This is a genomic window from Vibrio ishigakensis, from assembly GCF_024347675.1.
GTDB lineage: Bacteria > Pseudomonadota > Gammaproteobacteria > Enterobacterales > Vibrionaceae > Vibrio > Vibrio ishigakensis.
Window position 1 is genome coordinate 798,234 of the sequence record NZ_AP024882.1, and the last position, 25,104, is coordinate 823,337.

Sequence of the window (25,104 nt, forward strand, 5' to 3'; positions counted from 1 at the left end):
GCGAAACTCAGCCACTTAAATTTGTGGGTCGCAGATATTAATATTGAGTACGAATTAATGCTAGTGATTTTTCGAACTAGTTAGTAATTTGCTACTTAAGGGTTAGTAATTCTATTGGAGATGGTTGTACTGCCTTTGTTGGAAGTCTTTTCACATAACAATAAAAGCCGGCTGAATAGCCGGCTTTTATAGGGTGAGAGATTACTTAATCCTTGGATAATTTCTTATGAAGAAACCCGTAAGAATCAGCATCAGTAGTAGGAAGTCGAAGCTACCGCCGCTTGAGCTTGAACCTTGCCCATCTTGCGAGTCGTTGCCACCACCATTCTTCTTAAACTGGAACACAACAATTGCAGGGTCATGATCCGAAGAGCGATACGGGTCGCCATACTTTGGTAGGTCACCACTGTATTGGGTCGAATATTCAAACAACGTCGACTCTACGGCATTGATTGGCCATACCTGAGCATCTACTACATAACCTTTAAGGTCAGCATCCACCAGTACGTAGTCTAGGGTTCCTACTGTATCGTTATAGGAGTAGCTGTAGGTGTGAGGTTTTAGTTCTTCGACAATATCGATGTAGCCATATGAGTGCTCGATAAGCGCACCTTGCTCACCGTGCAGTGGAGTACCAGATGTCTCATCACCACCAATATAAGTATCACGCGCAGCCCAGGTCTCATAGCTTTCTGGTGCATGCTCACGGTTGGTTAGAATGAGCATAGGGTCTTCTAAGCCATAGCTGTTTAGGTCGCCCATTAGCACCTTATAACCGTCGATCTTTTCTAGTTCTTTGGCAAGTTGATAAGCCGCAGAAACACGGAAGTGCTCGCAGCTTCCTTGCAGATTGACGTCGTTCTTCTGGTCATCAGTTTGCTCGTCTTCCCAACAGGTAGAGCCTTTAGATTTAAAGTGATTGGTAGAGATAACCAAGTCTTCTTTGGCATGGTTTACCTTGAACGAAGCGGTGAAGGCATCGCGTTGGTAAGCACGCTTGAAGTTTCCATCTCCCAAGTCGACATGTTGCTGTGGCAGTTCTATAACATGCACATCACGCAGCTTGGCTGCTTTTGAGCGATAGATGATCTTGTTGGTGATCGCATCGGTACCCACGTAGCCTTCGCCTTCAAGTTTGGCTGGCATCGCAATCTCATACTGCTCTTTTTTGTCCAGTCGGCTGTTAAGCTCTTCAACTAGAGTGTAGATTGCAGATTGCTCATCAAAGCCGTTGTTCTCTATCTCGATGAGACCATAGATATCAGCATCAATCGCGATAAGTGCAGAGACGATCTTCTCGAGTTGGATCTCGTACTCTTCAGTACTTTCTGCCCCTCGGTTTTGCTCAAGAGGGTTATCTCGACCACCAAATGGAGAGGTAAAGAAGTTCTCTACGTTGAAGCTAGAAACGACCAGTTCACCTTCTTTCAAGATAGCTGTTGTTGGTCTTTCATTGGCAACGAAGGTTTCGTTATCCGCCTCATTGTTAACATAGAGGCGATACTCTGAATACGAGTAACCCAGCACGCCGGTAAGGCCTTGTTCACCTAGTGTTGCACCGACACGGATATAGTCATCTGTGGTTCCTGTGCCATTGTCTTGAGCAAATTCTGGATACCAAGGCACTACACCATCAGCGGCTTTGAATGGTGACTCAACAAATAAGCGTCGCTCAGCATTACTCTCATCCTGCGCTTTGGCTGCGTCGGTTAAAGGTACGTTGAACTGGTTCGGGTGATAATTTACTGAGTTATGGCTCAGCACCATATTGTTTCGATAAGAGCTGTAATCAAACCCAAATGTACGGGTTACGTGCATATCAGTTTTGTCGTTGACGCGCACTAACATACCTTCGTAGCGCTCTAGGGTGTGCTCAAAGGTTTCGTCGCTGTCCATCGGCTCGATGGTGGTTGGAGCTATATCTATACCAGTGACACCAGTGCGCTCTATGTTCGTTGAGTTAATCTGTGTCCAGTAATAGTGTTCTAGAACGGTACCTGTTACGACTACTTCGTCGCCTATAGAAAGGCCTGCAGGGCTTCCTTTAACAAAAATACCATCCGAGGTTTTTGGGTTGCCATCACCGTGTTGGTCTTGAATGAAGAAGCCCGTGGTGAGGTCGCCGCCTAGGCTAGAGGTTTGAACATGGGTCACTACTCCCGTAACTTCAAAGACTTCGTCAGATTCAAACTTACCGTTGCGTGGATCTGTATAAGGTGACCACATGCCTTCACCCTGAAGTTGCATTATGGTTGCAGGATCACCTGGTGGTGGCTCTGGAAGTTCACACACTTCTTCTATGTTACCTAGATCGCTCCAGTCGTCTTTTGGTAGGGTGAACCATTGTGATTCATCCCATGTTGGCGTTGCTTCGTAAGTGCAACGTACAAAAGTGATATCTTTATTGAAGTCGTGACGGTCGGTGACGTCAGAGTTTGGGCCAAACATATCAATGACTTCACCATTAAGAAGAAGGCGCAACGGATCATCACCGTTGAAGTTGGTGATGTTGCCATTAAAGTCATCAACTCTTTCCTGTAGATCAGGGTCGACATTAGCGTGGTTATGACCAATTACATAAGTAGTCATTGGAGCAAGGGTTATACCATCTAATTCGTAATCACTACTCCATTCTCCACCAAAATTGGTTTCTTTTTGTAGCTTATAACCATTAAGTGTGATGGCTTGATTGCCGACATTCGCAATCTCGATTGCTTTATTGTAACTAGACCCTTCTACCACCTCCGAGATAATAATATTTGCACTCGCATTTCCTGCTAGTAAGAAGCAAGGTAGTGTCCAAGCTATATTGAACTTCTTCATGTTGGTCCTTGATAAAGGTTTGTTTTATTTGATAGCAGATTTTATAAAATTATTGTTTTAATTAAATGCACAAATAATCAGAGTTACTTATTTTGATATTAATTCTTTAATATATCTGAAACATACTGGCATATTATTTATGACTTATTCATTTTGGTGTGATTTTTGTCACGATTCACTTCTTTATGCACCCCTAGTTATAAATAAAAAGTTCACACTATATAAATGTAACAAATTGTATTTAAGTTTATGATTTTTAATGTATTTTAATTTAAATGAAACTGTAGCATTCCTTTAATTTTTGTTTACTAGCATACTTCTGCGTCTGACTGTCTGTGGTCATATTTACAAAGGCATGGAAATATAAAATGAACAAGAAACTATTAGCAGTTGCTATTGCTGTAGGTCTCGTGGGCTGTAACTCTTCAAGCTCAGATAATGATAATCAAGATAGAGAATCATTGAATCTTCGTATCCTTCATATCAACGACCATCATTCTAAATTGGATGCGACAGGCCCTGTTGCTTTGAATCTAGGTGGTGTAGATACGCAGGTAGAGATTGGTGGTTTCCCGCGCTTGGTTACCAAGTTTAATGAGCTACAAAATAGCAATACATTGCGTCTTCACGCAGGTGATGCGATTACAGGTACCATGTATTACAGCTTGTTCCGCGAGGAGTTGCCTGATGCATTGATGATGAACCAAGTGTGCTTTGATGCGTTTGCTCTTGGTAATCACGAATTTGATGACGGTAATGAGCAACTTGCTCACTTCATCAATACCCTGAAGAACGGTGAAGATGCATGTGGAACGGAAGTGTTGGCTGCAAACATTGAAGTGCCGTCTACAAACCCTATTTATGGCATTTATGACCCATACAAGATCTTCGACGTAGCAGGTCAGCAGGTGGGTGTTATTGGTATCGATATCTCTAGTAAGACCCAAGCTTCTTCATCTCCGTCTCCTGATACAGAATTTTTGGATGAAGTAGAAACCTCACAACGATACATCAATATCCTACAAGAGAAGGGTGTCGATAAGATTGTGTTGCTTACTCACTATATGTACAGCAATGATATTGCTATGGCTAAGCAGCTTTCAGGTGTAGATGTAATTGTTGGCGGTGATAGCCACTCACTGCTTGCTGATAGTGACATGCATAGAGAAATTGGTTTTGGTACTCCGGAAGGGGAATACCCAACAGTCGTTCAAAATGCAGATGGTAACGATGTTTGTGTTGTTCAAGCTTGGGAAAATGCGCTGCTATTGGGCGAGCTGAATGTAAGCTTCGATTCTCAAGGTAACGTGACCCAGTGCGCAGGTACTCCACACGTACTGCTAGGTGATGACTTTATTCATCCGGACTTTGATGCTGAGGATAACCCAAGTGCAGTTCACACACCTGAAGAGCTTGAAACCATCAAGCAATACATTGCCCAAGAAAAGGCTCTAAGCTCTGTTGCTGAAGACGAGACTACAGCTGACAAACTGGCTTACTACGCAGAGTTGGTAGATGAGAAAATGGAACAAGTCATCGGCTTCAGTGATGGTCTGCTTTGTAACGAGCGCACCCCTGGTTCAGGCCACTCTTCTGGTGCACTTTGTGCTGAGGGTAGTCCTGAGCGTGAGTTCATGAACAAACACGGCAGTATCATGGGCAATGTGGTTTCTGAAGCTTTCGTGGAACTGTCTATTCGTGCTGATATCGCGATTCAGAACAGCGGTGGGGTTCGTACCTCTATTCCTGAGGGTGACGTTTCTGTAGGTCATGCATTTAATGTGCTTCCATTCACCAACTTGCTGGTAAACCTTGATATGACTGGGCAAGAGATTATCAACACCATTGAAGATGCGATCGACAACGTGGTTGAGAATGATTCTAGCGGTGCATTCCCTGTTGCAGCTAACCTTAGTTTTGATGTGGATATGAACGCTGCCAAGGGTCAGCGTATTACTAATGTCGAAGCGCGTCGTAAGGACAAAGATGGCTCGTTTGGAGAGTGGCATGACATTGAGCTTAACGAGATCTATGTAGTCGTGACCAACGATTTCATCGCTCAAGGTGGTGACCGTTATGACTCATTCGTCCCAGTTTATGAAGATGAATCACGTCGTGAAGATACCGGCCTTCTTTATACTGATTCTCTGATTAAGTATATCGAGATGCTACATGAACGTGGCGAGAACCTAGATATTCCAGATGCATCTGAGATGGCAGTCCAGAACTTTATCCCAAAGAACTAGTTCTATTGCCTGACATGAAGCCGGCTCAAGTAGCCGGCTTTTTGCCCCTAATCTAAGGTTACATATTTGCTAGCCTTACACCTAGGTGTGGCTTATAGGTGTGGCTCCCATTTAAAAACAATTAGTTAGCGAATATCTTCGCTTTGCCTCTGGGCAAAAAGCCATACTTTATAAACGATTGGTATGACTTATAAGTGTTTGGATTATTGCTCTTCGAAATTGCGCATTACTATCTTTCTCCCAATTAAAAAAACAGTGGTATAGAGGAATAGTTGTGCAAGGAGAAACACAGACACGTGTCGGCATCGCCCTAGGTTTAGGCATTGTTATCATCGGAGCGCTCGCTCTGCAGCAAGATATCTTTTTAAGGCTTTTACTTGGATTAGGTTTAGGTGTTGCGCTAACCAAAGGCTCTATCGGTTTTGCAGGTAGCGTGAACCGTGCTTATCGCCGTGGCTCGACTCAGCTTATTCAAACCTTGATGCTGATGTTTGTCGTCACTGCCGTTATCAACGCTGGCCTGCTTTTAGGCGGTGGTATCGAGCAATACTCGCTTTGGATTAATCCTATCAACCTTGGTTTGATCGTGGGCGGTTTGATGTTTGGCTTTGGTATGAGTCTATCTAGCTGCTGTGCATCAGGCGTAATGGTTGAGATGGTGAGTGATGTACCACGCGCATTGGTAACTCTATTGATGTTCGGTATCGGCGTGTTTATCGGTTTCCCAATTCAAGCCTCATCTCCTCTAGTAACCGAGACGCTAGTGTCTACTTCTTCATTTGAAGGCAAGGGGGTCTTCCTTCCTGATTTGTTCGCATGGGGACCACTGAATGGTTATTTGATGTCTGTGTTGGTGACTATCGCCTTTGCCACTCTAACTATCTATATTGCCCGTCGCTATGAAGTCCGTCGCAAGCAAGATGGTACGTACCTTGGTGTCGATGGCGAGAAAGCCCGTGAACAACTAGAGAAATCGGATTCACCACTAGCTATGTTTAGCGGTTTGTGGAGCATGAGCTTTGCCGCGATTGTTATTGCGGTGATCTTTGGCATCATGATGGCCACTACATCAGCAGGCTGGGGCGCTTCTACACCGTTTGGTCTTTGGTTTGGTAAGTTATTGATTGCTCTGGGTATTGATTCGGGTGCAGTAGCATCATTCACTCATCGTCCAGAGAAGCTATTCACATTGCCTTTCTTTGAGCACGGGGTATCGGTACAGAACCTAGGCATCTTGCTGGGGACCTTAGTTGCTGTGCTTTGGCTTGGGAAATGGGCGTCACCGTTTCAGGCTCAATACTCAGCCAAGCAGTATGCACTCTTCTCTCTTGGTGGCCTTCTAATGGGTGTGGGTACGCGCTTTGCTAATGGCTGTAACGTAGGTGCGCTTTATACACCGATTGCTAACTTCTCTCTGTCTGGCTGGGTGTTCTTTGGAGCCTTAGTTGTAGGGGGCATTTTGGGTAATCAGTTCGCTCGTAAGGTTAAGCTGATTGCAGCTGCACCAACACCTCAGCCAGTTACCCAATAGATTAATTTCACGTATATCATTAGGGAGCCAATCGGCTCCCTTTTCCTTTCAAAAATGAAACCTTGGATCTGGCTTATTGTGCACGCAAACGTTTTCCTGTATTTTCTCGCCCCTGAAATTTTGACCTAGATTGAAGCGATCTCGCTCTAATAAAGACAACTGAGTACGACCTTTCTCCGCCTCTTCAACTAGGCTTGAGGCGCAATGAATTTTAATCCAGTGGTCTTTCTAAATTAACGAAGGAAAAAACATGTCCGATAACACATCAACTCAGGACAACAACACTCCAACCAGTGGTGGTTGGCTAGATAAGCGTTTTCTTATTTCACAGCGTGGCAGTAACGTTCGTCGCGAATTGGTAGCCGGTCTAACAACCTTCCTAGCCATGGTTTATTCGGTGATCGTAGTACCGAGTATGCTTGGTGCTGCAGGCTTTGATCAGGGCTCAGTATTTATCGCAACCTGTTTGGTAGCGGCCTTTGGTTCTCTTCTGATGGGCTTTTGGGCAAACCTTCCAATGGCAATTGGTTGTGCTATCTCGCTTACTGCCTTTACCGCATTTAGCCTAGTGTTGGGGCAGGGTGTATCGATTCCTGTTGCTCTTGGCGCCGTATTCTTGATGGGTGTAGTGTTTACCGCAATTACTGTAACCGGTGTGCGTCAGTGGATTCTGACTAACCTGCCATACGGCATCGCTCATGGTACAGGTATTGGTATCGGTCTGTTCCTTCTTCTTATTGCAGCGAGCGGTGTAGGTCTGGTGATCAAGAACCCAGTTGCTGGCCTTCCTGTAACCCTTGGTGAGTTCACGTCTTTCCCTGTATTGATGTCTGTTCTTGGTCTGGCAGCTATCTTTGGCCTGGAAAAGCGTGGCGTACCTGGCGGTATCCTTCTGGTTATCATTGCTATTTCAGTATTCGGTCTTATCTTCGATCCAAACGTTACCTATCAAGGCTTCTTTGCTCTGCCTTCGTTCGGTGGTGAAAACTCACTGATTGGTTCAATGGACATCATGGGTGCGCTAAGCCCACTGGTTCTGCCAAGTGTTCTTGCGCTTGTAATGACGGCTATCTTTGATGCAACCGGCACGATCCGCGCAGTTGCAGGCCAAGCTAACCTTCTGGACAAGAAAGGTAACATCATCGATGGTGGTAAGGCGCTTACCTCTGACTCAGTATCAAGCATCGTTTCTGGTGCTGTAGGTGGCGCTCCAGCGGCGGTATATATCGAGTCTGCTGCAGGTACGGCTGCTGGTGGTAAAACTGGTCTTACAGCAGTTGTAGTTGGTGTTCTGTTCCTACTACTCCTGTTCGTAGCACCAATCAGCTATCTAGTTCCTGCTTATGCGACAGCCCCTGCACTCATGTATGTTGGCTTGCTAATGCTAGGCAATGTTCGCAAGCTAGATTTTGACGATTCAGTAGACGCCCTTTCTGGCCTTGTGTGTGCGGTATTCATCGTACTAACCGGTAACATCGTAACCGGCATTATGCTTGGCTTCCTATGTTTGCTAGTAGGTCGTCTAGTATCAGGTGAGTGGAAGAAGCTAAACCTTGGTGTGGTGCTTATCACTATCGTGCTAGTAGTCTTCTACGCTGGTGGTTGGGCTATTTAAGATTTTTCAAACAAACTAATTTATCGAGATACCCAGCCATTGGCTGGGTATTTTTTTGCTTAGAGTTTGAAAGATTCCCAAGGCTAGTCATTTCTTTATCTACAAGGTCTAAGAAATTGAGGGATTTGGGATGATCATCAGATGGTTGGCTAGGGCAAGCGCGATTTTCTTTGTCTCTGTTTTTATTTCAATGCCGGCACTGGCACTAGAGCCTGTCTACAGTGATTTCTTTGGTAAAGCGATTCAAGGCTATGACCCAGTGGCTTATTTTACTGAGAGCAAACCAGTAGAGGGCAGTAAGAAGCACAAGTATGAATGGAATGATGCGACTTGGTATTTCGCCTCCGAGAAAAACCGAAATGCCTTTAAGGCCGACCCTGAAAAGTTTGCCCCTCAATACGGAGGCTATTGTGCTTGGGCGGTGAGTCAGGGCTATACCGCTAAGATTGACCCAAATGCTTGGCATATCCATGACGGTAAGCTTTACCTGAATTACAACAAATCCATTCAAGCCAAGTGGCAAAGAGATATACCCGGCAATATTGCCAAGGGTGATAGAAATTGGCCTCAGCTTCTTACCCAATAAAGAGAAAACCCAGAACCAAGTTCTGGGTTTTTATTGTTTTAGCCTTTGCCTAACATGCGTTTTAGAGTGGCATCTTTATCGATAAAGTGATGCTTGATTGCCGCTGCGAGATGTAGCACCAAAATGGCATAGATAAGATAGGGTGCATTGACGTGGAAAGTATGAGCGATGCTTTGCAGACTCTCATTCTTATCACCAGCCGCAATAAGTTCTAGTCCAAAGAAGTCCAAGCTCCGGCCGCCCGCAACACTCATTATTGCACCAGATAGAGGCATAGCGATTGTTGCCAATAGCAATAAACCGTGCACAGCGTCCGCCGCTTTTTGTTTCACTGCATCAAGCTTTGCTACAGACTTTATTTTCCCTTCTTTAAAGCGCCAAGCTACTCGTATCGAGGCAAGAGCAAGAACAAGCACACCCAATGATTTGTGCAGACCAATCATTTCTCCTTTTTCTGGTCCTCTTGGCATATCGACCATATATACGCCAATACAAATAACGACCAAGAATGAGATAGCGACAGCCCAGTGTAGTGCGATAGTGGGTTTGGATAAGCCTGAACTAGACTTTGGGCTAGCTTGGCTTGAAGTAATATCTAGCGACATAGTTACCTCTGCAAGTTATGTATCTCCAGATATATTCTCATAGTAGTGTTACAAGTGTACGGTAAAGAGTGTAAAGATAGGTAAAGACCTAAAATCGTTATGGTTTTTATCGCATTATTGGATTTCAGATATCCAAATACACTTGCCTAGCCTCTGCTAATCTAATTAAAGAATAGAGAGGAAACCGAGATAAAAAATGAATAGAAAAAAGCCGACGCCAAAGCACCTTACCGTGGTTAGCTCAGAACGTGTCTCTCCAAATATGCAAAGAATTACCCTTCAAGGTGAAGCCCTAACCAACTTCCCTGCCGATTGCGAAGGAAGTTACATCAAGTTCTTGTTCGATAGTGCAGGCAATGCCATACATGAAATGGTAGAAGGTGAGCGCCCTGTCATGCGCACCTACACCATTCGCAAGTTCATGCCTGAGGCAAGCAGTATCGAGGTGGATTTCGTGCGCCACATTACCAAGGATCTGCAGTGTGGCTTTGCCGCTCGTTGGGCTGACAATGCTAAAGCAGGGGATAATGTCAGTATCATGGGACCAGGCCCAATTGCCGATATTGATATGGCAGCGGATTGGTTCTTTATGGTCGCGGATATGACTGCACTTCCCGCGCTTTCTGCCAAGATAAAAACCTTACCTCGCGATGCCAAAGGCTACGCTGTTATTAAGGTTCAACAGAGTGACGACATTCAAGAGATTGAAGCGCCAACGGGTTTCAAGTTCACTTGGCTAGTTGAAGAGGATTCTTTATCCGAAAGCGCTGAAGCCCAACCTTGGCTAGATGGCTCGCCGTTTGTTTGGGTAGCGTGTGACTTCGACTCTATGCGCGAATTGCGTCAGTACTTTAGAAACGAGAAAGAGATAGATAAGGACAGCATCTATATCAGTAGTTACTGGAAACAGGGCGTTTCAGAGGATGGCCACAAAGCGATTAAGCAGGAAGATGCTAAGAGTAGTGGGTATTGATTGAGCCCCGTCATACCGGAAAGTCTGGAAGACTTATCCGGTATCTTTGCAGGTGCCGTGGTGGAAGGTCCCGGATAGTTGCTTTGCAACTTCCGGGATGACGTTTTTTACGGCTTGGCTAGTTATTTCAAGAAGCAACTATTACGCGGGCGCGTAATCGTATTTCTTATGCTCTAGCTCGGTCTTCATACCCATAACCAAGCTGACACACATCACTAGCAAGATGATGGTGAACGGCAGGCCAGTTGAGATAGTACCCGCCTGTAGAGCCTGAATTGCTTCCGTACCACCAATCCACAGCAGAGCTGCTGCAATTGCACCCTCTGTTGACGCCCAGAAGATACGTTGTGGGATTGGTGCATCTACCTTACCGCCAGCTGTAATACTGTCGATTACCAGCGATGCTGAATCCGATGAGGTGATAAAGAACACCATGATCAGCACGATAGACATCACTGACAGGATTGAACTCATTGGCATTGCTTCATAGGCGTAGAACAGCGACAGAGTGATATCCGATAGACCGTTCTGACCTAGCTCACCGACCTTATTCACAACCTGATCGATTGCCATACCGCCGAATGCTGACATCCAAACCAGGGTGATTAGGGTAGGGATGATGATCACGGCACTGATGAACTCACGTACGGTACGACCTTTAGATACACGTGCGATGAACATACCTACACATGGTGACCAAGAGATCCACCAAGCCCAGTAGAATACAGTCCAGCCGTGCATCCAAGCTTCATCTTCACGACCATATGGGTTCATCAATGGCAGCATATTTTCGACATAGCCAGTCAATGTTGTGGTCAGAGAATCGAAGAAGATAGAGAAGCCAGCGATGATCACGAAAACCAACAGTGCAAACGCTGCAATCAGGTTTACGTTACTCAGAACCTTAACACCGCCATTGATGCCTCGGATAACTGAAACGATAGCTAGCGTGGTAACAAAGGCAATAATGCCTAGTTGCAAGCCGATGTTAGCCTCAAGACCAAATACATGACCAAGACCACTTGCCGCCTGTTGTGCGCCAAGACCTAGAGATGTAGCAAGACCAAATAGGGTCGCCAGTACCGCTAGAATATCAATGATGTGACCAAACCAGCCCCAGGTTCTATCGCCAAGTAGTGGGTAGAACACAGAACGGATGGAAAGTGGCAGGCCCTTGTTGAAGGCGAAGAACGCCATCGACAGTGCCACTACAGCATAAATAGCCCAAGGGTGCAGGCCCCAGTGGAACATAGTCGCGCCAAGTGCAGCACGCTTTGCTTCCTCTGAGTAAGCTTCAACGCCCAGTGGAGTCTCGAACCAACCAGTGAAGTAGGCAACAGGTTCAGCAACGCCCCAAAACATCAGACCGATACCCATACCCGCCGCAAATAGCATAGCGATCCATGAGATATTGGAGTGCTCGGGTTTGGCGTCAGCGCCACCGATGCGAATTTTACCGAAAGGGGAAAGGACTAGGCCGATACAGAAGATCAGGAAGATGTTACCGGACCACATGAAGAGGGTGTCGAAGTTGCCGATGATCTGCCATTTGGCTCCATCAAGGGCGGCTTTTGCAGTTGCTGGGTCGACTACCAGCAGGGCGACTAGGAAAAGAATAATTAACCCAGCGCTGAATCCGAAGACCGGATTGTGGACATCAAAGCCCCATTTTTGAATGTTATCTTGTCCGACGGAATAGTCGGTGTTTTCAATACTATATTTGTCAGTCGTTTGACTCATGATCCCTCAAAGCGCAACCGTGCGCGATTAAAATGAGCGCGTATCATAGCAAAAAAAATGACTAATTTTTCATTTTTGTAAAGTTAGATTGATTAAAAGTGGAAGTTAATCTTCCCGTAGCCTATGTGTATCAATGGATTGGGCATAAAAAATGGCGTTTAAATAAACGCCATTGTTATGCCTGATTTATGCACTATTTGCCTGCAAAGTATACAACCACTGCATCATCATCCAAGGTTCTAGAGAAGGCGAAACCGTGCTCCTGAGCAAGGTCAGTGTGTACGCCGCCACCCACTGAAGGGTGTCTTTGACGGAACTGTCCTAGAGTCTGCCAATGATCAAGAAGTGCTTCACGATCTTTATCTAGTTTCCACACCATATCTGAGCGGGTCCCCTGATGGAAATCGTCAGCATACGGACCGATATCGCGAGCGACTTCATCACCGTAGTAAACCTGAATTGCCCCCGGTGAGAGCAGCAATGCGCTAGCGGCATCACGTTGCATCTCAAACGACTTAAAGCGAGAGAAGAACAGCTCAGTATCGTGTGAGGACATATAGCTCACTGGTGTGTAGCCGGGGTTATCTTGGATTTCCTTGCTGTAGTTCGCATAGGTATCTGACATAGATGAGAAACACGCCGCACCTTTGTCTAGCTTCTTCTGCATATCAAAGTTGATCAGAGCATCGAAGCCTTCATCAGCGTATGGAGAGCGATATGGAGAGTGTCCCCAAACCTCACCCATCATCCAGAATGGCTCTTGTTTACGATTATTGGCTTTCTGCCACTCAGCTAGTCGTTCGCTTGCCTTAGCTTTAAGGTCTAGCCAAACCTCACCTTCAACATGTTTTACTGTATCCACGCGGAAGGCATCGATACCGAAGCGCTTCACCCAGTCGGTTTGCCACTCAACTAGATAATCCGCCACGCGATAGTTCTCTTTCGCAACAACACGAGTGCCTGGGTTATCAATTAGCCATTGTGGTGGGGTAACAAGTTTTTCTGATTCTGTTTTAAAGTCTGGCAAGCCAGCTAGGGTTAGAGTTTTATCGCTACTTCCTGGGCTGTCATAGCCAGGTAATCCGGTACGAACCCAATCCTTGCCCCACCACTGTGACCAGTTGTCATTTTGGTAATCTACTAGGTCATTCACTGAGTGCCAGTTCTTGCCAGGTTCTGGTTTCCATTGGGTCAGATCTTGCCCCTTGGCTGAGCCTTTTAGCACATTGAGTTTGTCATGCTGAATATCAGCAACCGTTGCATAGCCTGGGTGGTTCACTACCGCATCTAGCATTACCTTAATACCGCGCTTATGAGCTTCAGTAACTAGGGTTTTTAGGTCTTCGTCATTACCAAAGTTTTGGTCGATCTTAGTGAAGTCACGTGCCCAATAGCCGTGATAGCCGTAGAACGGGAATGAACCCTTGTTACCGCCACCCACAAAGCCATGTACCTGCTCAACGATCGGGGATAGCCAGATAGCGTCGGTACCCAGTGATTGGATGTAATCGAGCTTTTCAATTACGCCTTTAAGGTCACCGCCGTGGAAGGTGCCGATCTCTTCTTTCCCATCCTTTTGACGACCATAGCTTTGGTCGTTACTGCTGTCGCCATTATTGAACCTGTCCACCATCACGAAGTAGATGTTAGCGTTGCGCCAGTCCAGAGCTTCTTCTTTGCTTGGCTCGGAACCTGCTTTTTCTAACAGCATTACACCGCCGTTGCTACGACTTGGATTTAGGCTGACTTTGCCATCTTTTACTTCAGCGGTTTGACCGCTGAATGATTCAACCAGCTCAGTGCCATCTTGGAAGGTGCCAGCAACATCGATGCTCACTGGTTTGTCGGTAAATACTTCACAGCTTACCTGTGGAATAGGGCGCACGAACTCTTTCTTGGCTGCCTTTTTAGGTTGGCGCTTTACTGAAATGGTTTGAGCTTGGTCATCGTAGGTAATGGCGTAATCACCGGCAAAGCGGATATTGAAAGGAAGTTCCGTGTCTGCGCCACAGTTGATGCCAAGGGGGCGATTAAATCGCACTTTTTGTTCTTCTGGAGCGGAGCACTCACCCTCAATACCAGTAACCTTAAATATGTATTGCTCTTTATTTAAGGGTACAACTAAAGGCTGATCTGCTGAGATTGGGAAATCTCGACTGGTGGTCGAGGTTGAAATTGTAATGTTAGGCTCTGCTAGCAGCGAACCACTGGCACAGATCCCGGCAACTAAAAGGCCGATTTGAGTTAACTTCATAAGTCTTCTTCATCAATTCCATATGTATCTGTTTGGTAAATGATGAATAACTGTTCGAATCGACTCAATTATAGGAATTACATTTTGTAACCGTGATCATCAACTGTAGAGGTCGGTGCAAGTTTGCGGATTTTTGCGTATCTACCAAAGGAGATCGAGTCCACACATTTACAGTATGGTGTTTTAATAATTCATCACGGTTGCATATGATTAAAGGGCTGCAGAGTTAGCTTAATGAATGGGCTATAAGTTGTGTTTAATTTGCAATCACTTCTTTACCCATGATTTTAGTAGCTCGTATTAATCGTTTCTTTCGGGGTAACTAGCGTGCCCCATTTTTTTTGCCTTTTTTTCGTGAACTGTGAATCTGGTTCTGTTTTCAAGCCTCTGAACCCTATACCTTTCCTGTATCTAGATTTTTGAGTTCTATTCATGCTTCTTCGCCAACTCCCCATCCTTGGCCTTCTCTTTGCGAGTATCTCTTCTCACGCAGCGTTGCATCCAAATTGGTTTTACCCGTTTATATCGGACAATTTCGCACCTTGGTCGGAGCGAGAATTTTCTCAAAGCCAAGAATGGTTTGAGTGCAGTGAGAGTGAGCAGGTGCTGTATTGCAGTGATGAAGTCTCTCTCTATTCTGCAAAAATCTTCGGGCAGTGGGATGGGGAAGAGAATACACTTTCTATAGAAGGTGCTTTTAGCCTGAATGCCTTTAACCAAATGCAGTTAGGGCTTAGAGCGGATGGCTTCCAACTTATAGAGATAGACTTGGGCACTGAAAATTATAAGGTGACTGAGCAATTGACACGAAAATCTGCTGAGCAGGTGGATAAAGAAGTACTTAGCCTAATTGGGCGCTACAGTGCCATTTACCCGCGAACACTTGTGTGGCTCAACGCAGAATCTAACGCTTTGGCTATCTGGCAAAGCGACAACAAAACAATTCAAATAACATTCCAAAATAAGTAGGGAAATATGGTGAACAAAGTAACTATGGCGCCGCAAGGTCCACAGTTCTCAGAACTGGTACAGGGCTACTGGCGTTTAGTGGATTGGAATATGTCAGCGCAAGAACGCCTGACTTTTCTGAAAAAGCATATCGAGCTTGGAGTAACGACTGTCGATCACGCAGACATCTACGGCAACTATGAGTGTGATCGTCTGTTCGGTGAAGCGGTAGCTTTAGACAAAAGCGTGCGCGATCAGATTGAGATAGTGACTAAGTGCAACATCATGCTTTGCGGTGACAAGACGCCAGAGCGTAAGGTTAACCACTACAACTCAAGCAAAGAGCACATCATTGCGTCTGCAGAGAACTCACTTAAAAACTTGCAGGTGGATAACATCGATGTGCTTCTTCTGCACCGCGCCGATGTATTGATGAATGCCGATGAAGTGGCAGAGGCGTTCGCTCAGCTTAAAGCTGACGGCAAGGTGAATCATTTTGGTGTGTCGAACTTCACTCCGCGCGGTTTTGAACTGCTTCAGTCTCGCTTGGATGCGCCGCTTGTGACCAATCAGGTTGAGATCAACCCGCTTAACTTCGAGGTTGCTCACGATGGTACTCTAGACCTGATGCAGACGGTACGTACTCGCCCTATGGCGTGGTCTTGCCTTGGTGGTGGTAGCATCTTTACCGGTTCTACCGAGCAAGCAGAGCGTGTTCGTGCAGAGCTTGAGCTTCTTAAAGAAGAACTAGGTGCGAGCAGTATCGATCAGGTTATCTATGCCTGGGTTCGTAAACTACCTTCAAACCCGTTGCCTATCATTGGCTCAGGTAAGATCGAGCGCGTGGAAACGGCGGTTGAGTCACTCAAGCTAGAGATGACCAATGAGCAGTGGTATCGCGTGTGGATCGCCTCGAAAGGTCACGGTGTGCCATAACCCATAGGTTAAAAGAGCCTAGCGCCTTTAATTTTCCCCTCTCCTTGGATTTAGTTCGTATACTTCAAAGAGTCTTTCCAAGGAGTGGGTATGACAAAGCTATCTCGCATTCTGGTCATCTTGTTGGCCTGTATTACACTAAGCGCCTGTACTGCCAAATTGGTCTATCGAAACCTAGACTGGGTGGTGCTTGAGTTTGTTGAGAGCTATGTCAGCCTTAATGGCGACCAAGAAGAACTGCTTGAGATGCAGTTGGAGGACTTCGCCTCATGGCATAAACGCACCGAACTCCCTAAATACCAGCAGCAACTGCAGTCTCTCTACAACAAAGACCTCTCTACCGTCGACAATGATTTTCTTGTTGGACAACAACAAGAGTTTCGCTCGCATATCAAAAGCCTTGCAGCACGTATTACCCCCGATCTTTATCTCTTGTCTCGCTCTCTTTCTGATGAACAAAGAGCCGAATTTATAAAAAATTTGGACGAGCAACAGAAGGAGTATATGGAAGAGTATTCGGAAATGAGTGAGTCGGATATTCGTGAGAGATATCTGGAGCGCATTGATAAAAATTTGCGTCGCTGGCTAGGGGATATTTCATCAGAGCAGAGACAAATTGCCCGTGAATGGGCGCAAAATATAGAAATAACCTATCAAGATTGGGGTATGTATCGACTCAATACCCGAGACCGAATTAAAACCCTGTTCGCACGCAAGGACGATCCATTTTTCTACCAGAGTGAGTTTACCGAGCTAATGAATCAGCCAGAGCGTGACTACTCTGACGAGCTTCTAGGGAAATTAGAGCGAAACCGCGCCACAGCCAACCAGAGTATCCTTGCTATACTTTCAACTGTATCGGATAGGCAAAAGATGCACTTCAAGAGCGAGATACAAGACTGGCTAGAGTTAGTAAAAGATCTACAGGAGTAAACTCGGCTAATCACCCAAATCCCACGCAGTTAGATCAATTCAACTCCCAAATGCGAATCGCACTGCCAGTGCAACTGTGACAAGGCTTTAGGTTAATTTTTGTTTTTTTAGCCACTTTTCATACAGATATCTTATTGGTTGTTACATTCGGTTACATAAAGCCAGTTATCCCGACTGAACAACCCACATAAACTGCCTGTCTTATCTTGGCTGATACTCTATGCATACCTTACTGTTGCATGGGGTAGAAATTAGTCTTTATCACGGGTAGTGCAATGAAAAAAACGTTATTAGCGGTTAGCTTGGCTAGCAGTCTGTTCTTGGTCGGATGTAGTGAACCGCAACAGAAAGCTGGCGGCGGCATGGTTCCAAAGGTTGTTTTGGAACAAGTTACAGTTATCGACCATCAGCCAAGTAAGGCATATGTTGGGCGAGTCTCTGCGCTTGAAGATGCAGACATTACCGCACAGGTATCAGGCTATCTTAAAGAGCGTCACTTCCGTGAAGGACAAATGGTAGAAAAGGGCCAACTTCTTTACACTATTGAGCCATCTTCTTTTGAAGCACAAGTAGCAAGCGCTAAGGCGTCTGTTGCTCAGGCTGAAGCGACATTAAAGCGCGCTGATAGCGAGTTCGCCCGTGCTAAGAATCTTTTGCCAAAAGGCAGCATCTCAAAGTCTGAATACGATAACCGCGAAGCTGAAAAGCTAGGTGCAATTGCTCAGCTAGAAGCGGCAAAAGCTCAGCTTCAACTGGCTGAGGTTAACCTGTCTCATACCAAGATTGAGGCACCTTTCTCAGGCCGTATTTCAGATAGCAACGTAAGTATCGGTGACCTTTTGTCTCCATCTTCCGGTACTCTAACCACGCTAGTAAGCCTTGACCCGATCCACGCTACCTTCCAATTAAGTGAGCGTGAGCGTCTGGCTATGGGTGCAGAAAATTTCCAAGGTGATGGTAAGTCTGATCGTGCTGCGGTTGAGGTTAGCCTTATCCTAGAAAACAACACCGAGCACCCACACAAGGGTGAGCTTGATTTCGTGGGTAACCGAATCGACCTAAACACGGGTACTATCCCAGTGCGTGCCTCTGTTCCTAACCCAGAGCAAACACTGCTCCCTGGCCAGCATATCAAGGTTGAGATCGCTTCTGTTGCAACCCAGCCAGCTATCGTGATCCCTCGCCGTGCGGTTCAAACGGATATCGCAGGTGATTTCGTGATGATAGTAACCGAGGGCAATGTGGCTGAGCGTCGCAACGTAGAGCTTGGCGTACAAACCTCTCAAGGCATCATCGTGAGCACTGGCCTTGGTGAGAACGATAACGTAATCGTAAGTGGCCTACAGCGCGTGCGTAACGGCGTGACTGTACAGCCAGAAGAAGCTCCGGCAGAGCAGGCGGAGTAATTCTATGTTGAGTCGCTTTTTTATCCAGCGCCCTAAGTTCGCGCTGGTTATCTCCATAATCTTATCTCTGGCAGGTGCTATCGCTCTGATGGTTCTTCCTGTTTCAGAGTATCCGCGTATCAGTCCACCGTCGGTAAGCGTTACCGCTTTCTATACAGGTGCGAGCGCTGAAACCGTAGAGCAGGCCATTGCCGACCCGATAGAAACCTCGGTGAACGGTGTTGAAGGCATGATCTACATGTCGTCTAAGAGTGCTAACGACGGTTCGTACAACCTCAACGTAACCTTTGAGGTAGGTACTGACCCAGATATGGCACAGGTTAACGTGCAAAACCGTGTAACCCAGATAGAGTCTAAACTTCCGCCGGAAGTGCGCTCTGTGGGTGTAACGGTTAAGAAACGTTCTCCTGACCTCTTGATGGTACTGAACTTCTATTCACCGGATGGTCGCTATGATGACCAGTTCCTGATCAACTACATCAACCTGAACGTTAAAGACCAGCTAGCTCGTGCCCAAGGCATCAGTGAGGTTAACGTAATCGGTGGTGGCGAGTTTGCGATGCGTGTCTGGCTTGATCCAGAGAAGCTAGCAAGCCTTGGCCTGACGACATCTGACGTATACGCAGCCCTAGCTGAGCAGAACATTCAGGTAGCTGCAGGTAAGGTAGGTGCGCCTCCGTATGACGAAGCTACAGACGTAACCTTTAACCTAGTAACTAAAGGTCGTTTGTCGAGTGTTGAAGAGTTTGAGAGCGTAATGCTTCGAGCTAACACTGACGGTTCAGCGGTATATCTGCGCGATGTTGCTCGCGTTGAACTAGGTAAAAAATTCTATGACGGTACCGGTAAGTTCCGCGGTCAAGATGCATCTATCGTAACCCTGTCTCTGCAATCGGATGCGAACGCACTGGAGAGTGGTAAAGCGGTGATGGACATGCTTGAGCGCCTAAGCGTGAACTTCCCAGAAGGCATGGAGTATGAGACCAGTTACGACACCACTATCTTCGTTGAAGAGTCGATTAAGGGCGTAGTTAAGACGCTGATCGAAGCAATCCTTCTGGTAATCGCGGTAACCTATCTGTTCCTAGGTAGTACCCGTGCAACCCTGATCCCTGTTGTTGCGATCCCGGTATCTCTGATCGGTACGTTCGCCATTATGCAGGCGACGGGCTTTACCATTAATACGGTAACCCTGTTCGGTCTGATATTGGCCATCGGTATCGTGGTGGATGATGCGATTCTGGTTATCGAGAACGTCGATACCATAATGCGCAAGAACCCAGAGATGAGCCCGCGTCAGGCAACTCTTCAGGCGATGAAAGAGGTTACCGGCCCAATCATCACCTCGACATTGGTACTGCTAGCGGTATTCATCCCAGTAGCCATGCTTCCGGGTATTACCGGCATCATGTACCGTCAGTTCGCACTGACTATCTGTATCTCGGTAGTGATCTCTTCGATCAACGCTCTGACTCTATCTCCAGCGCTATGTTCTCTAGTACTGAAGCAAGGTGGTGGTAACACCGCGAGCTGGTTCAAGGCATTCAACCGTGGTCTTGACCGTGTAACTGCGGGCTATGGCAAGGTTGCTAGCTTCCTAGTGAAGAAGGCTATCCTGCTGATCGGTTTCTTTATCGTGGCGGTAGCAGCGGTAGGTTACTTTGGTAAGACAACTTCAACCGCATTTGTACCTCAAGAAGATAAAGGTATCTTGCTGGTTAACGTTCAGCTTCCTGACTCGGCGTCGCTACAGCGCACCGAAGAGGTAACAGAGCGTCTAGTAGGTATTGTTGAACAAGAACCGGGTGTTGATGGTGTTACCCTAGCGAACGGTTACTCGTTTATGACGGGTGCAGCGGCATCGAACGGTGCATCTTTGTTCATCAAGCTTAAATCTTGGGACGAGCGTGCTGAGTTTGAGGGTGACCACTCATCCTTTGCTATCTCAAACCGCATCAATGGCCTAGCGGCGATGCAATTGCCTGATGCTATCGTATTTGCTCTTGGTCCACCGGCAGTCCCTGGTATGGGTGCAGCATCGGGCTTTGAGTTTGTACTTGAAGATACCCTAGGCCGAAGCCGAACTGATCTTGCTCAGCTGATGAATGACTTCATTCAAGAAGCGAACAAGCAGCCGGAGATCTCACACACCTTCAGTACCTTCCGTGCAAACGTGCCACACTACTATGTGGACATTGACCGTGAGAAGGCGAAGCAGTTAGGTATTTCTCTAACTGAGATCTTCACTACCTTGCAGGGTAACCTAGGTTCTATCTACGTGAATGACTTCACTATGCTAGGTAAGAACTTCCGCGTAACCATGCAGGCGGATGGTGAATACCGTTCATCTATGGATGACCTGTCTCGCTTCTTCGTGCGCAGTCAAGATGGCAACATGGTGCCTCTAAGTACCTTAGTGAGCCATGAGCAGGTGTTTGAGCCAGATGTAGCGTGGCGTTACAACATGTACCGCGCGGCTATCATTCAGGGTCAGCCAGCACCGGGCTACTCGAGTGGTGATGCTATCGAAGCGATGGAGCGAGTGGCCGCTGAGATGCTTCCACAAGGCTACCAGTACGAATGGACAGGTATGGCGTATCAGGAAATCCTAGCGGGTAACCAGGCCATCTATGCGTTTGCTCTTGCTCTGATCTTTATCTACCTATTCATGGTGGCTCAGTACGAGAGTTGGACAATTCCGATTGCGATTATCCTAGTGGTACCTGTGGCAACCTTGGGCTCATTCCTAGCGCTGAATATTATGGGTATTCCATTGAACCTGTATGCTCAGATAGGTCTGGTGCTCTTGATAGCCCTCGCCGCGAAGAACGCAATCCTTATTGTGGAGTTTGCTAAGAACGAGCGTGAAGAGCGTGAACTTCCTATCGATGAGGCATCAGTTAAGGGTGGTAAGCTACGTTTCCGTGCGGTAAACATGACCTCTTGGTCGTTTATCTTGGGTATCTTCCCACTGGTATTCGCAAGTGGTGCTGGCCATATCAGCCAGAACTCACTGGGTATCTCACTAATCGGTGGTCTATTGTGCGTACTTCTAGCGGGTACCCTATTGATCCCAGGCTTCTACTCAATTATCCAGAAGCTACGTGAGAAAGCTCATGGTGGTAGCACTAAGCTAAAACCACTTGAAGATGAGTAATATTCACTGAGTCGAAATACAAGGCCATGTAAATACCCAAAGTAATTGGAGATGCTGGTAGGCGGCCAACGAGCCAAGCGCCTGAGCATAGGTAAACTATGTGATGGCGTTGGCGAGTGCCAGCCAACACCCCAGCATCTTCAAGTAAGAAGGGTATAAAGCGTGGCCTTTTTAGTTTTTTATTCTCTATATCAGATTATTGATTGGCTAATGTTGGTGATATTTCCAGCATGCTTAGTTATATCAAGAATAATATATGTAATTTGGTTATTTGTTGAATTTATGTTTGATTAATAATCAATAGCCGTCAATAATATCCCTAAGTCAGTCGCTAACTGGCTCATTTAATTACGGATTATTTGATTTTTTGTACTAGGGAGGCACAGATGAAACGTATCAATCATATTGCATCTATTTGTGTTTCTCAGGCGCTAGATACCGTTTCTACGCCCGATATGTCATCAAATTAAATTATCCGCACCTTAATTATTCGGCTGCGGAAACCTGCAGCGAATAAAATATAAATTCAGTACCCGTCTATTTTTCGCTGTCGGTTTTCCATATATAAATGGAGAAACAATCATGCGCGAATCTGTATTAATTAAACTAGCTACAGGCCTTATCTATCTTGACATTAAACATCAAGAGCATCAGTGGAAAGCGGCTCGTCGACGTCACAGCTATATCAGCCATTGGAACAACGCACACCTGCTACGTGACATTGGTTTAGACAGCGAAGGTCGAGTAACTCATGGCAAAGTAATGAGCGCTGAACATAAGGTTAAGCTTCTTTATCGTGCATTACGTTGGCGAACGACAACGTAATCGATGCCCGCATAGCCGAAGGTGACGCTATGCGGGAGAGTAGATATATCACCATAGTATGATTTTTAGATATTGAGACTCATACGAACCAAGGGCTAGCGTATCTAGCCCTTTTTCTTTGTTTTAAGCGTAACAATTGTTGGCTCGATAGGAGTCAGTATGCATCTAGGATAAAAGTTAGATTTATCAGAAAGATAGATGTCAGATTCTTGCATATAATGTTTAGATGCGTAGCGTAATCACACGACCTTGTAACGGAGTACAGATTATTCATGACACACACTATCCCTGCTCAAATCCCGTACTCTACGGGACGTAGTTTTCCTAAATTAGAAGTGCCAGAGGGGGCGTGCGATAGCCATCATCACATCTTTGATCCTGTGAACTTCGAGTATCGCAAGCGCGACACAACCAACATTCCTCCAGCCACAGTTTCTGCCTACAAGATGCTGAAAAGACGCATGGGCTTTGACCGAAATGTCATTGTCACCCCATCTGCCTATGGTTCGGATAATCGCTGTACTCTAGATGCTCTCGCTCATATGGGGCAAAACACACGTGCAGTGATTTCCATTGACCGTATTCCTGCTCGCGAAGAGCTTTTGGGGATGCATCGACTGGGTGTAAGGGGACTTCGCTTTGCCATTACCAAGGCGTCAGATTTTCATGAAGCCTTTATCCGCTGTTGTGCTCGTGATATTGCTAGCCTAGGTTGGCATATCTGCTTTTGGATAAAGCCGGAGCTCATCGTTGAGTTTCGAGAGGTATTTGAAGAGTTGCAGTGTCAGGTGGTATTTGACCACAGAGGATGTCTACCTGCAGACCAAGGCATCGAGCATCCAGCGTTTGAGGTCATGAGTAAGTTGATGCAAGAGGGCAGGGCTTGGGTGAAGATATCGTCTGCTTATCAAGACTCCAAAGTTGGCGCACCAAGTTATAGCGACAACATCGCGATTGGCAAAGCCTTCGTGGAAGCGTGTCCAGAAAAGGTCTTGTGGGGTAGTGATTGGCCTCACCCGAGTGAATACATCAATAAGCGCGAGATGCCCAATGACATAGCCGTGCTTGATTTACTTGCCGAGCAAGCGACCTCACCAGAGTTGGTAAAGCAGGTGTTGGTGCTCAATCCCGCTAAGCTGTATGGGTTTGAATAAAAAAGGCTCATCGCAGATTAACCGGAATAACAACTACTTGGGTTCGTGTACTTACTCTGCCAGTGATGCATGGCAAGGCGCCGTAAATACTTCCCTGTAGGCTTGGTTTCGGCATCCTTGCCTCAAACACTTGCCCTGCACCACAGCCTGCCGCTCACAACTCCCGGATATCAGCTATGACTTAGAGCCTTGCTAAGCTGGAGTTTACACTAATGCTGAAGCTGGAGAGTGATTGATGGAGCAAGGTGTCGCTCGCAAGGAGGCGAGCGCCAAGCGCCCACGGATGGGTTCACCGCGGCCTTGTGAATCAATCGCTTGGAGGGAGTGACTGGATCAGAAGGAATTTGTACGCTCTCTTCTAATCCGCGAAGAACCTAAAAAAAGACCCCAGCGTTGGCTGGGGTCTCGTTTGTCGTTTTACTAATCTACTTTCTTCGCGATATAAACGCCGTAGCTAACGAAGTCTTTGTACTTGTTGTATAGCTCGATTTCGCGCTCATTCTCGTCGATAAAGCCTTGAACTGCCTCTAAGCGGTCAGGATATTCAGCCTTTAGGGACTCGTAGCGTGCTTGAAGAGGCTTGTAGTATTCCTCATTCCAGCTTACTTCGCTCAATGGGAAATAACCCAATAGCTTATAGCCATGCTGTTCAAGTTGTCTGATCTTCTCACCTGCTGTCGCCACCTCTGGATACTCTCGGTTCCAGTGTTCGGTGATTTCAGTTGGGCGCTCTTCAGTTAGCCAAGTCAGTTCAGATACTACTAGCGTACCTCCCGACTTAAGATATTTACGCCAGTCACGAATACCGGTTTCAAAGCCGATATTATAAACCGCGCCCTCAGACCAAAGTACGTCAAAGCTATCTTCCTCAAATGGAAGGTCGCCCATGTCGCCCACAACAGGGTTGATCTTGTCGCTCAGGTTAGCCTCAGTTGCGCGAGATTTTAGCTTCTCGATAAACTCAGGCAAAAAGTCTACTGAAGTTACTTCGCAGTTCAGGTTCTTGGCTAGATCTAAGCTTGCGGTACCTGTACCACAACCGATGTCAGCAATTTTTAGCGCCTGTTCGCTATCAAGACCCGCTAGCTTTGCTGCCAGCATAGTGTCTTGCTCACTACCTGGGCCTTGGCGGTCTTGAGTGATGTGAAGTTGAATCAGTAAATCTAAATCGTTCATTATTAATTATCCTAGTGCCCACGTTCTGTCGTGGAAAATTGAAATCTTGATGTGTTAGTAAATAAAGATCAGAGTTCAGCACTTAGGATCAAAGGCCAGTAAGCCTGGAAATTAGTTCGCTTTAAGCCCTGTCATCCAAGTGCTTTTCAATACAATCATCTTATCCTCCATAGTTGTGTTCATCTTGTTGCGGCGG

The 25,104-nt window shown here is 46.3% G+C and carries 17 protein-coding genes; 12 read left to right on the top strand and 5 right to left on the bottom strand.

The window, feature by feature from the left end; genetic code table 11:
• Nucleotides 1-201: 201 nt before the first annotated feature.
• Nucleotides 202-2,823 (bottom strand): ExeM/NucH family extracellular endonuclease, encoded by a 2,622-nt coding sequence (locus Pcarn_RS17460; RefSeq protein ID WP_261837202.1) that lies wholly within the window; start codon nt 2,821-2,823, stop codon nt 202-204.
• A 368-nt stretch (nt 2,824-3,191) separates the two neighbouring features.
• Between Pcarn_RS17460 and Pcarn_RS17465 the strand changes: the two genes are divergently transcribed.
• From Pcarn_RS17465 to Pcarn_RS17480, 4 genes are all read left to right on the top strand, one after another.
• Nucleotides 3,192-5,069, top strand: a complete 1,878-nt coding sequence (locus Pcarn_RS17465; RefSeq protein WP_261837203.1) for a bifunctional metallophosphatase/5'-nucleotidase — start codon at nt 3,192-3,194, stop codon at nt 5,067-5,069.
• A gap of 274 nt (nt 5,070-5,343) precedes the next feature.
• Nucleotides 5,344-6,600: a YeeE/YedE family protein gene (locus tag Pcarn_RS17470; RefSeq protein ID WP_261837204.1), complete on the top strand. Its 1,257-nt coding sequence runs from the start codon at nt 5,344-5,346 to the stop codon at nt 6,598-6,600.
• A gap of 250 nt (nt 6,601-6,850) precedes the next feature.
• Nucleotides 6,851-8,215 carry an NCS2 family permease gene (locus Pcarn_RS17475; RefSeq protein ID WP_261837205.1) on the top strand — a complete coding sequence of 455 codons (1,365 nt, stop codon included), beginning with the start codon at nt 6,851-6,853 and terminating at the stop codon, nt 8,213-8,215.
• A 190-nt stretch (nt 8,216-8,405) separates the two neighbouring features.
• Nucleotides 8,406-8,801, top strand: coding sequence for a YHS domain-containing (seleno)protein (locus tag Pcarn_RS17480; RefSeq protein ID WP_261837301.1), 396 nt, complete (start codon nt 8,406-8,408; stop codon nt 8,799-8,801).
• Between the two features lie 38 nt (nt 8,802-8,839).
• On the opposite strand, the gene Pcarn_RS17485 is transcribed toward Pcarn_RS17480, so the two are convergent.
• The gene (locus Pcarn_RS17485) at nt 8,840-9,406 is read right to left on the bottom strand and encodes a cytochrome b (RefSeq protein ID WP_261837206.1); all 567 of its coding nucleotides are present in this window, start codon (nt 9,404-9,406) and stop codon (nt 8,840-8,842) included.
• A 196-nt stretch (nt 9,407-9,602) separates the two neighbouring features.
• On the opposite strand from Pcarn_RS17485, the gene Pcarn_RS17490 reads away from it, so the two are divergent.
• Entirely contained in the window at nt 9,603-10,379 is a 777-nt protein-coding gene (locus Pcarn_RS17490; protein ID WP_261837207.1) for a siderophore-interacting protein, read from the top strand.
• Nucleotides 10,380-10,520: 141 nt separating this feature from the next.
• On the opposite strand, the gene Pcarn_RS17495 is transcribed toward Pcarn_RS17490, so the two are convergent.
• Both Pcarn_RS17495 and Pcarn_RS17500 read right to left on the bottom strand, forming a co-directional pair.
• Nucleotides 10,521-12,119, bottom strand: a complete 1,599-nt coding sequence (locus tag Pcarn_RS17495; protein WP_261837208.1) for a BCCT family transporter — start codon at nt 12,117-12,119, stop codon at nt 10,521-10,523.
• A 193-nt stretch (nt 12,120-12,312) separates the two neighbouring features.
• A complete protein-coding gene (locus tag Pcarn_RS17500) occupies nt 12,313-14,373 on the bottom strand; it encodes an alpha-amylase (protein WP_261837209.1) in 2,061 nt (686 codons plus the stop codon).
• A gap of 432 nt (nt 14,374-14,805) precedes the next feature.
• Here Pcarn_RS17500 and Pcarn_RS17505 point away from each other — a divergent pair, with 432 nt between their 5' ends.
• The 7 genes from Pcarn_RS17505 (at nt 14,806) to Pcarn_RS17535 (ending at nt 23,732) form a co-directional block, all read left to right on the top strand.
• A complete protein-coding gene (locus Pcarn_RS17505) occupies nt 14,806-15,342 on the top strand; it encodes a hypothetical protein (RefSeq protein WP_261837210.1) in 537 nt (178 codons plus the stop codon).
• A gap of 6 nt (nt 15,343-15,348) precedes the next feature.
• On the top strand, nt 15,349-16,257 hold the full coding sequence (locus Pcarn_RS17510) for an aldo/keto reductase (protein ID WP_261837211.1): 909 nt from the start codon (nt 15,349-15,351) through the stop codon (nt 16,255-16,257).
• A 90-nt stretch (nt 16,258-16,347) separates the two neighbouring features.
• Nucleotides 16,348-17,190: a DUF6279 family lipoprotein gene (locus Pcarn_RS17515; RefSeq protein ID WP_261837212.1), complete on the top strand. Its 843-nt coding sequence runs from the start codon at nt 16,348-16,350 to the stop codon at nt 17,188-17,190.
• Nucleotides 17,191-17,465: 275 nt separating this feature from the next.
• Nucleotides 17,466-18,596, top strand: coding sequence for an efflux RND transporter periplasmic adaptor subunit (locus tag Pcarn_RS17520; protein ID WP_261837213.1), 1,131 nt, complete (start codon nt 17,466-17,468; stop codon nt 18,594-18,596).
• Nucleotides 18,597-18,600: 4 nt separating this feature from the next.
• Entirely contained in the window at nt 18,601-21,753 is a 3,153-nt protein-coding gene (locus Pcarn_RS17525) for an efflux RND transporter permease subunit (RefSeq protein WP_261837214.1), read from the top strand.
• Between the two features lie 582 nt (nt 21,754-22,335).
• Nucleotides 22,336-22,578, top strand: a complete 243-nt coding sequence (locus Pcarn_RS17530) for a DUF1127 domain-containing protein (RefSeq protein ID WP_261837215.1) — start codon at nt 22,336-22,338, stop codon at nt 22,576-22,578.
• Between the two features lie 272 nt (nt 22,579-22,850).
• Nucleotides 22,851-23,732, top strand: a complete 882-nt coding sequence (locus Pcarn_RS17535) for an amidohydrolase family protein (protein ID WP_261837216.1) — start codon at nt 22,851-22,853, stop codon at nt 23,730-23,732.
• Between the two features lie 420 nt (nt 23,733-24,152).
• On the opposite strand, the gene Pcarn_RS17540 is transcribed toward Pcarn_RS17535, so the two are convergent.
• Entirely contained in the window at nt 24,153-24,908 is a 756-nt protein-coding gene (locus tag Pcarn_RS17540) for a class I SAM-dependent methyltransferase (protein WP_261837217.1), read from the bottom strand.
• Between the last annotated feature and the right edge of the window lie 196 nt (nt 24,909-25,104).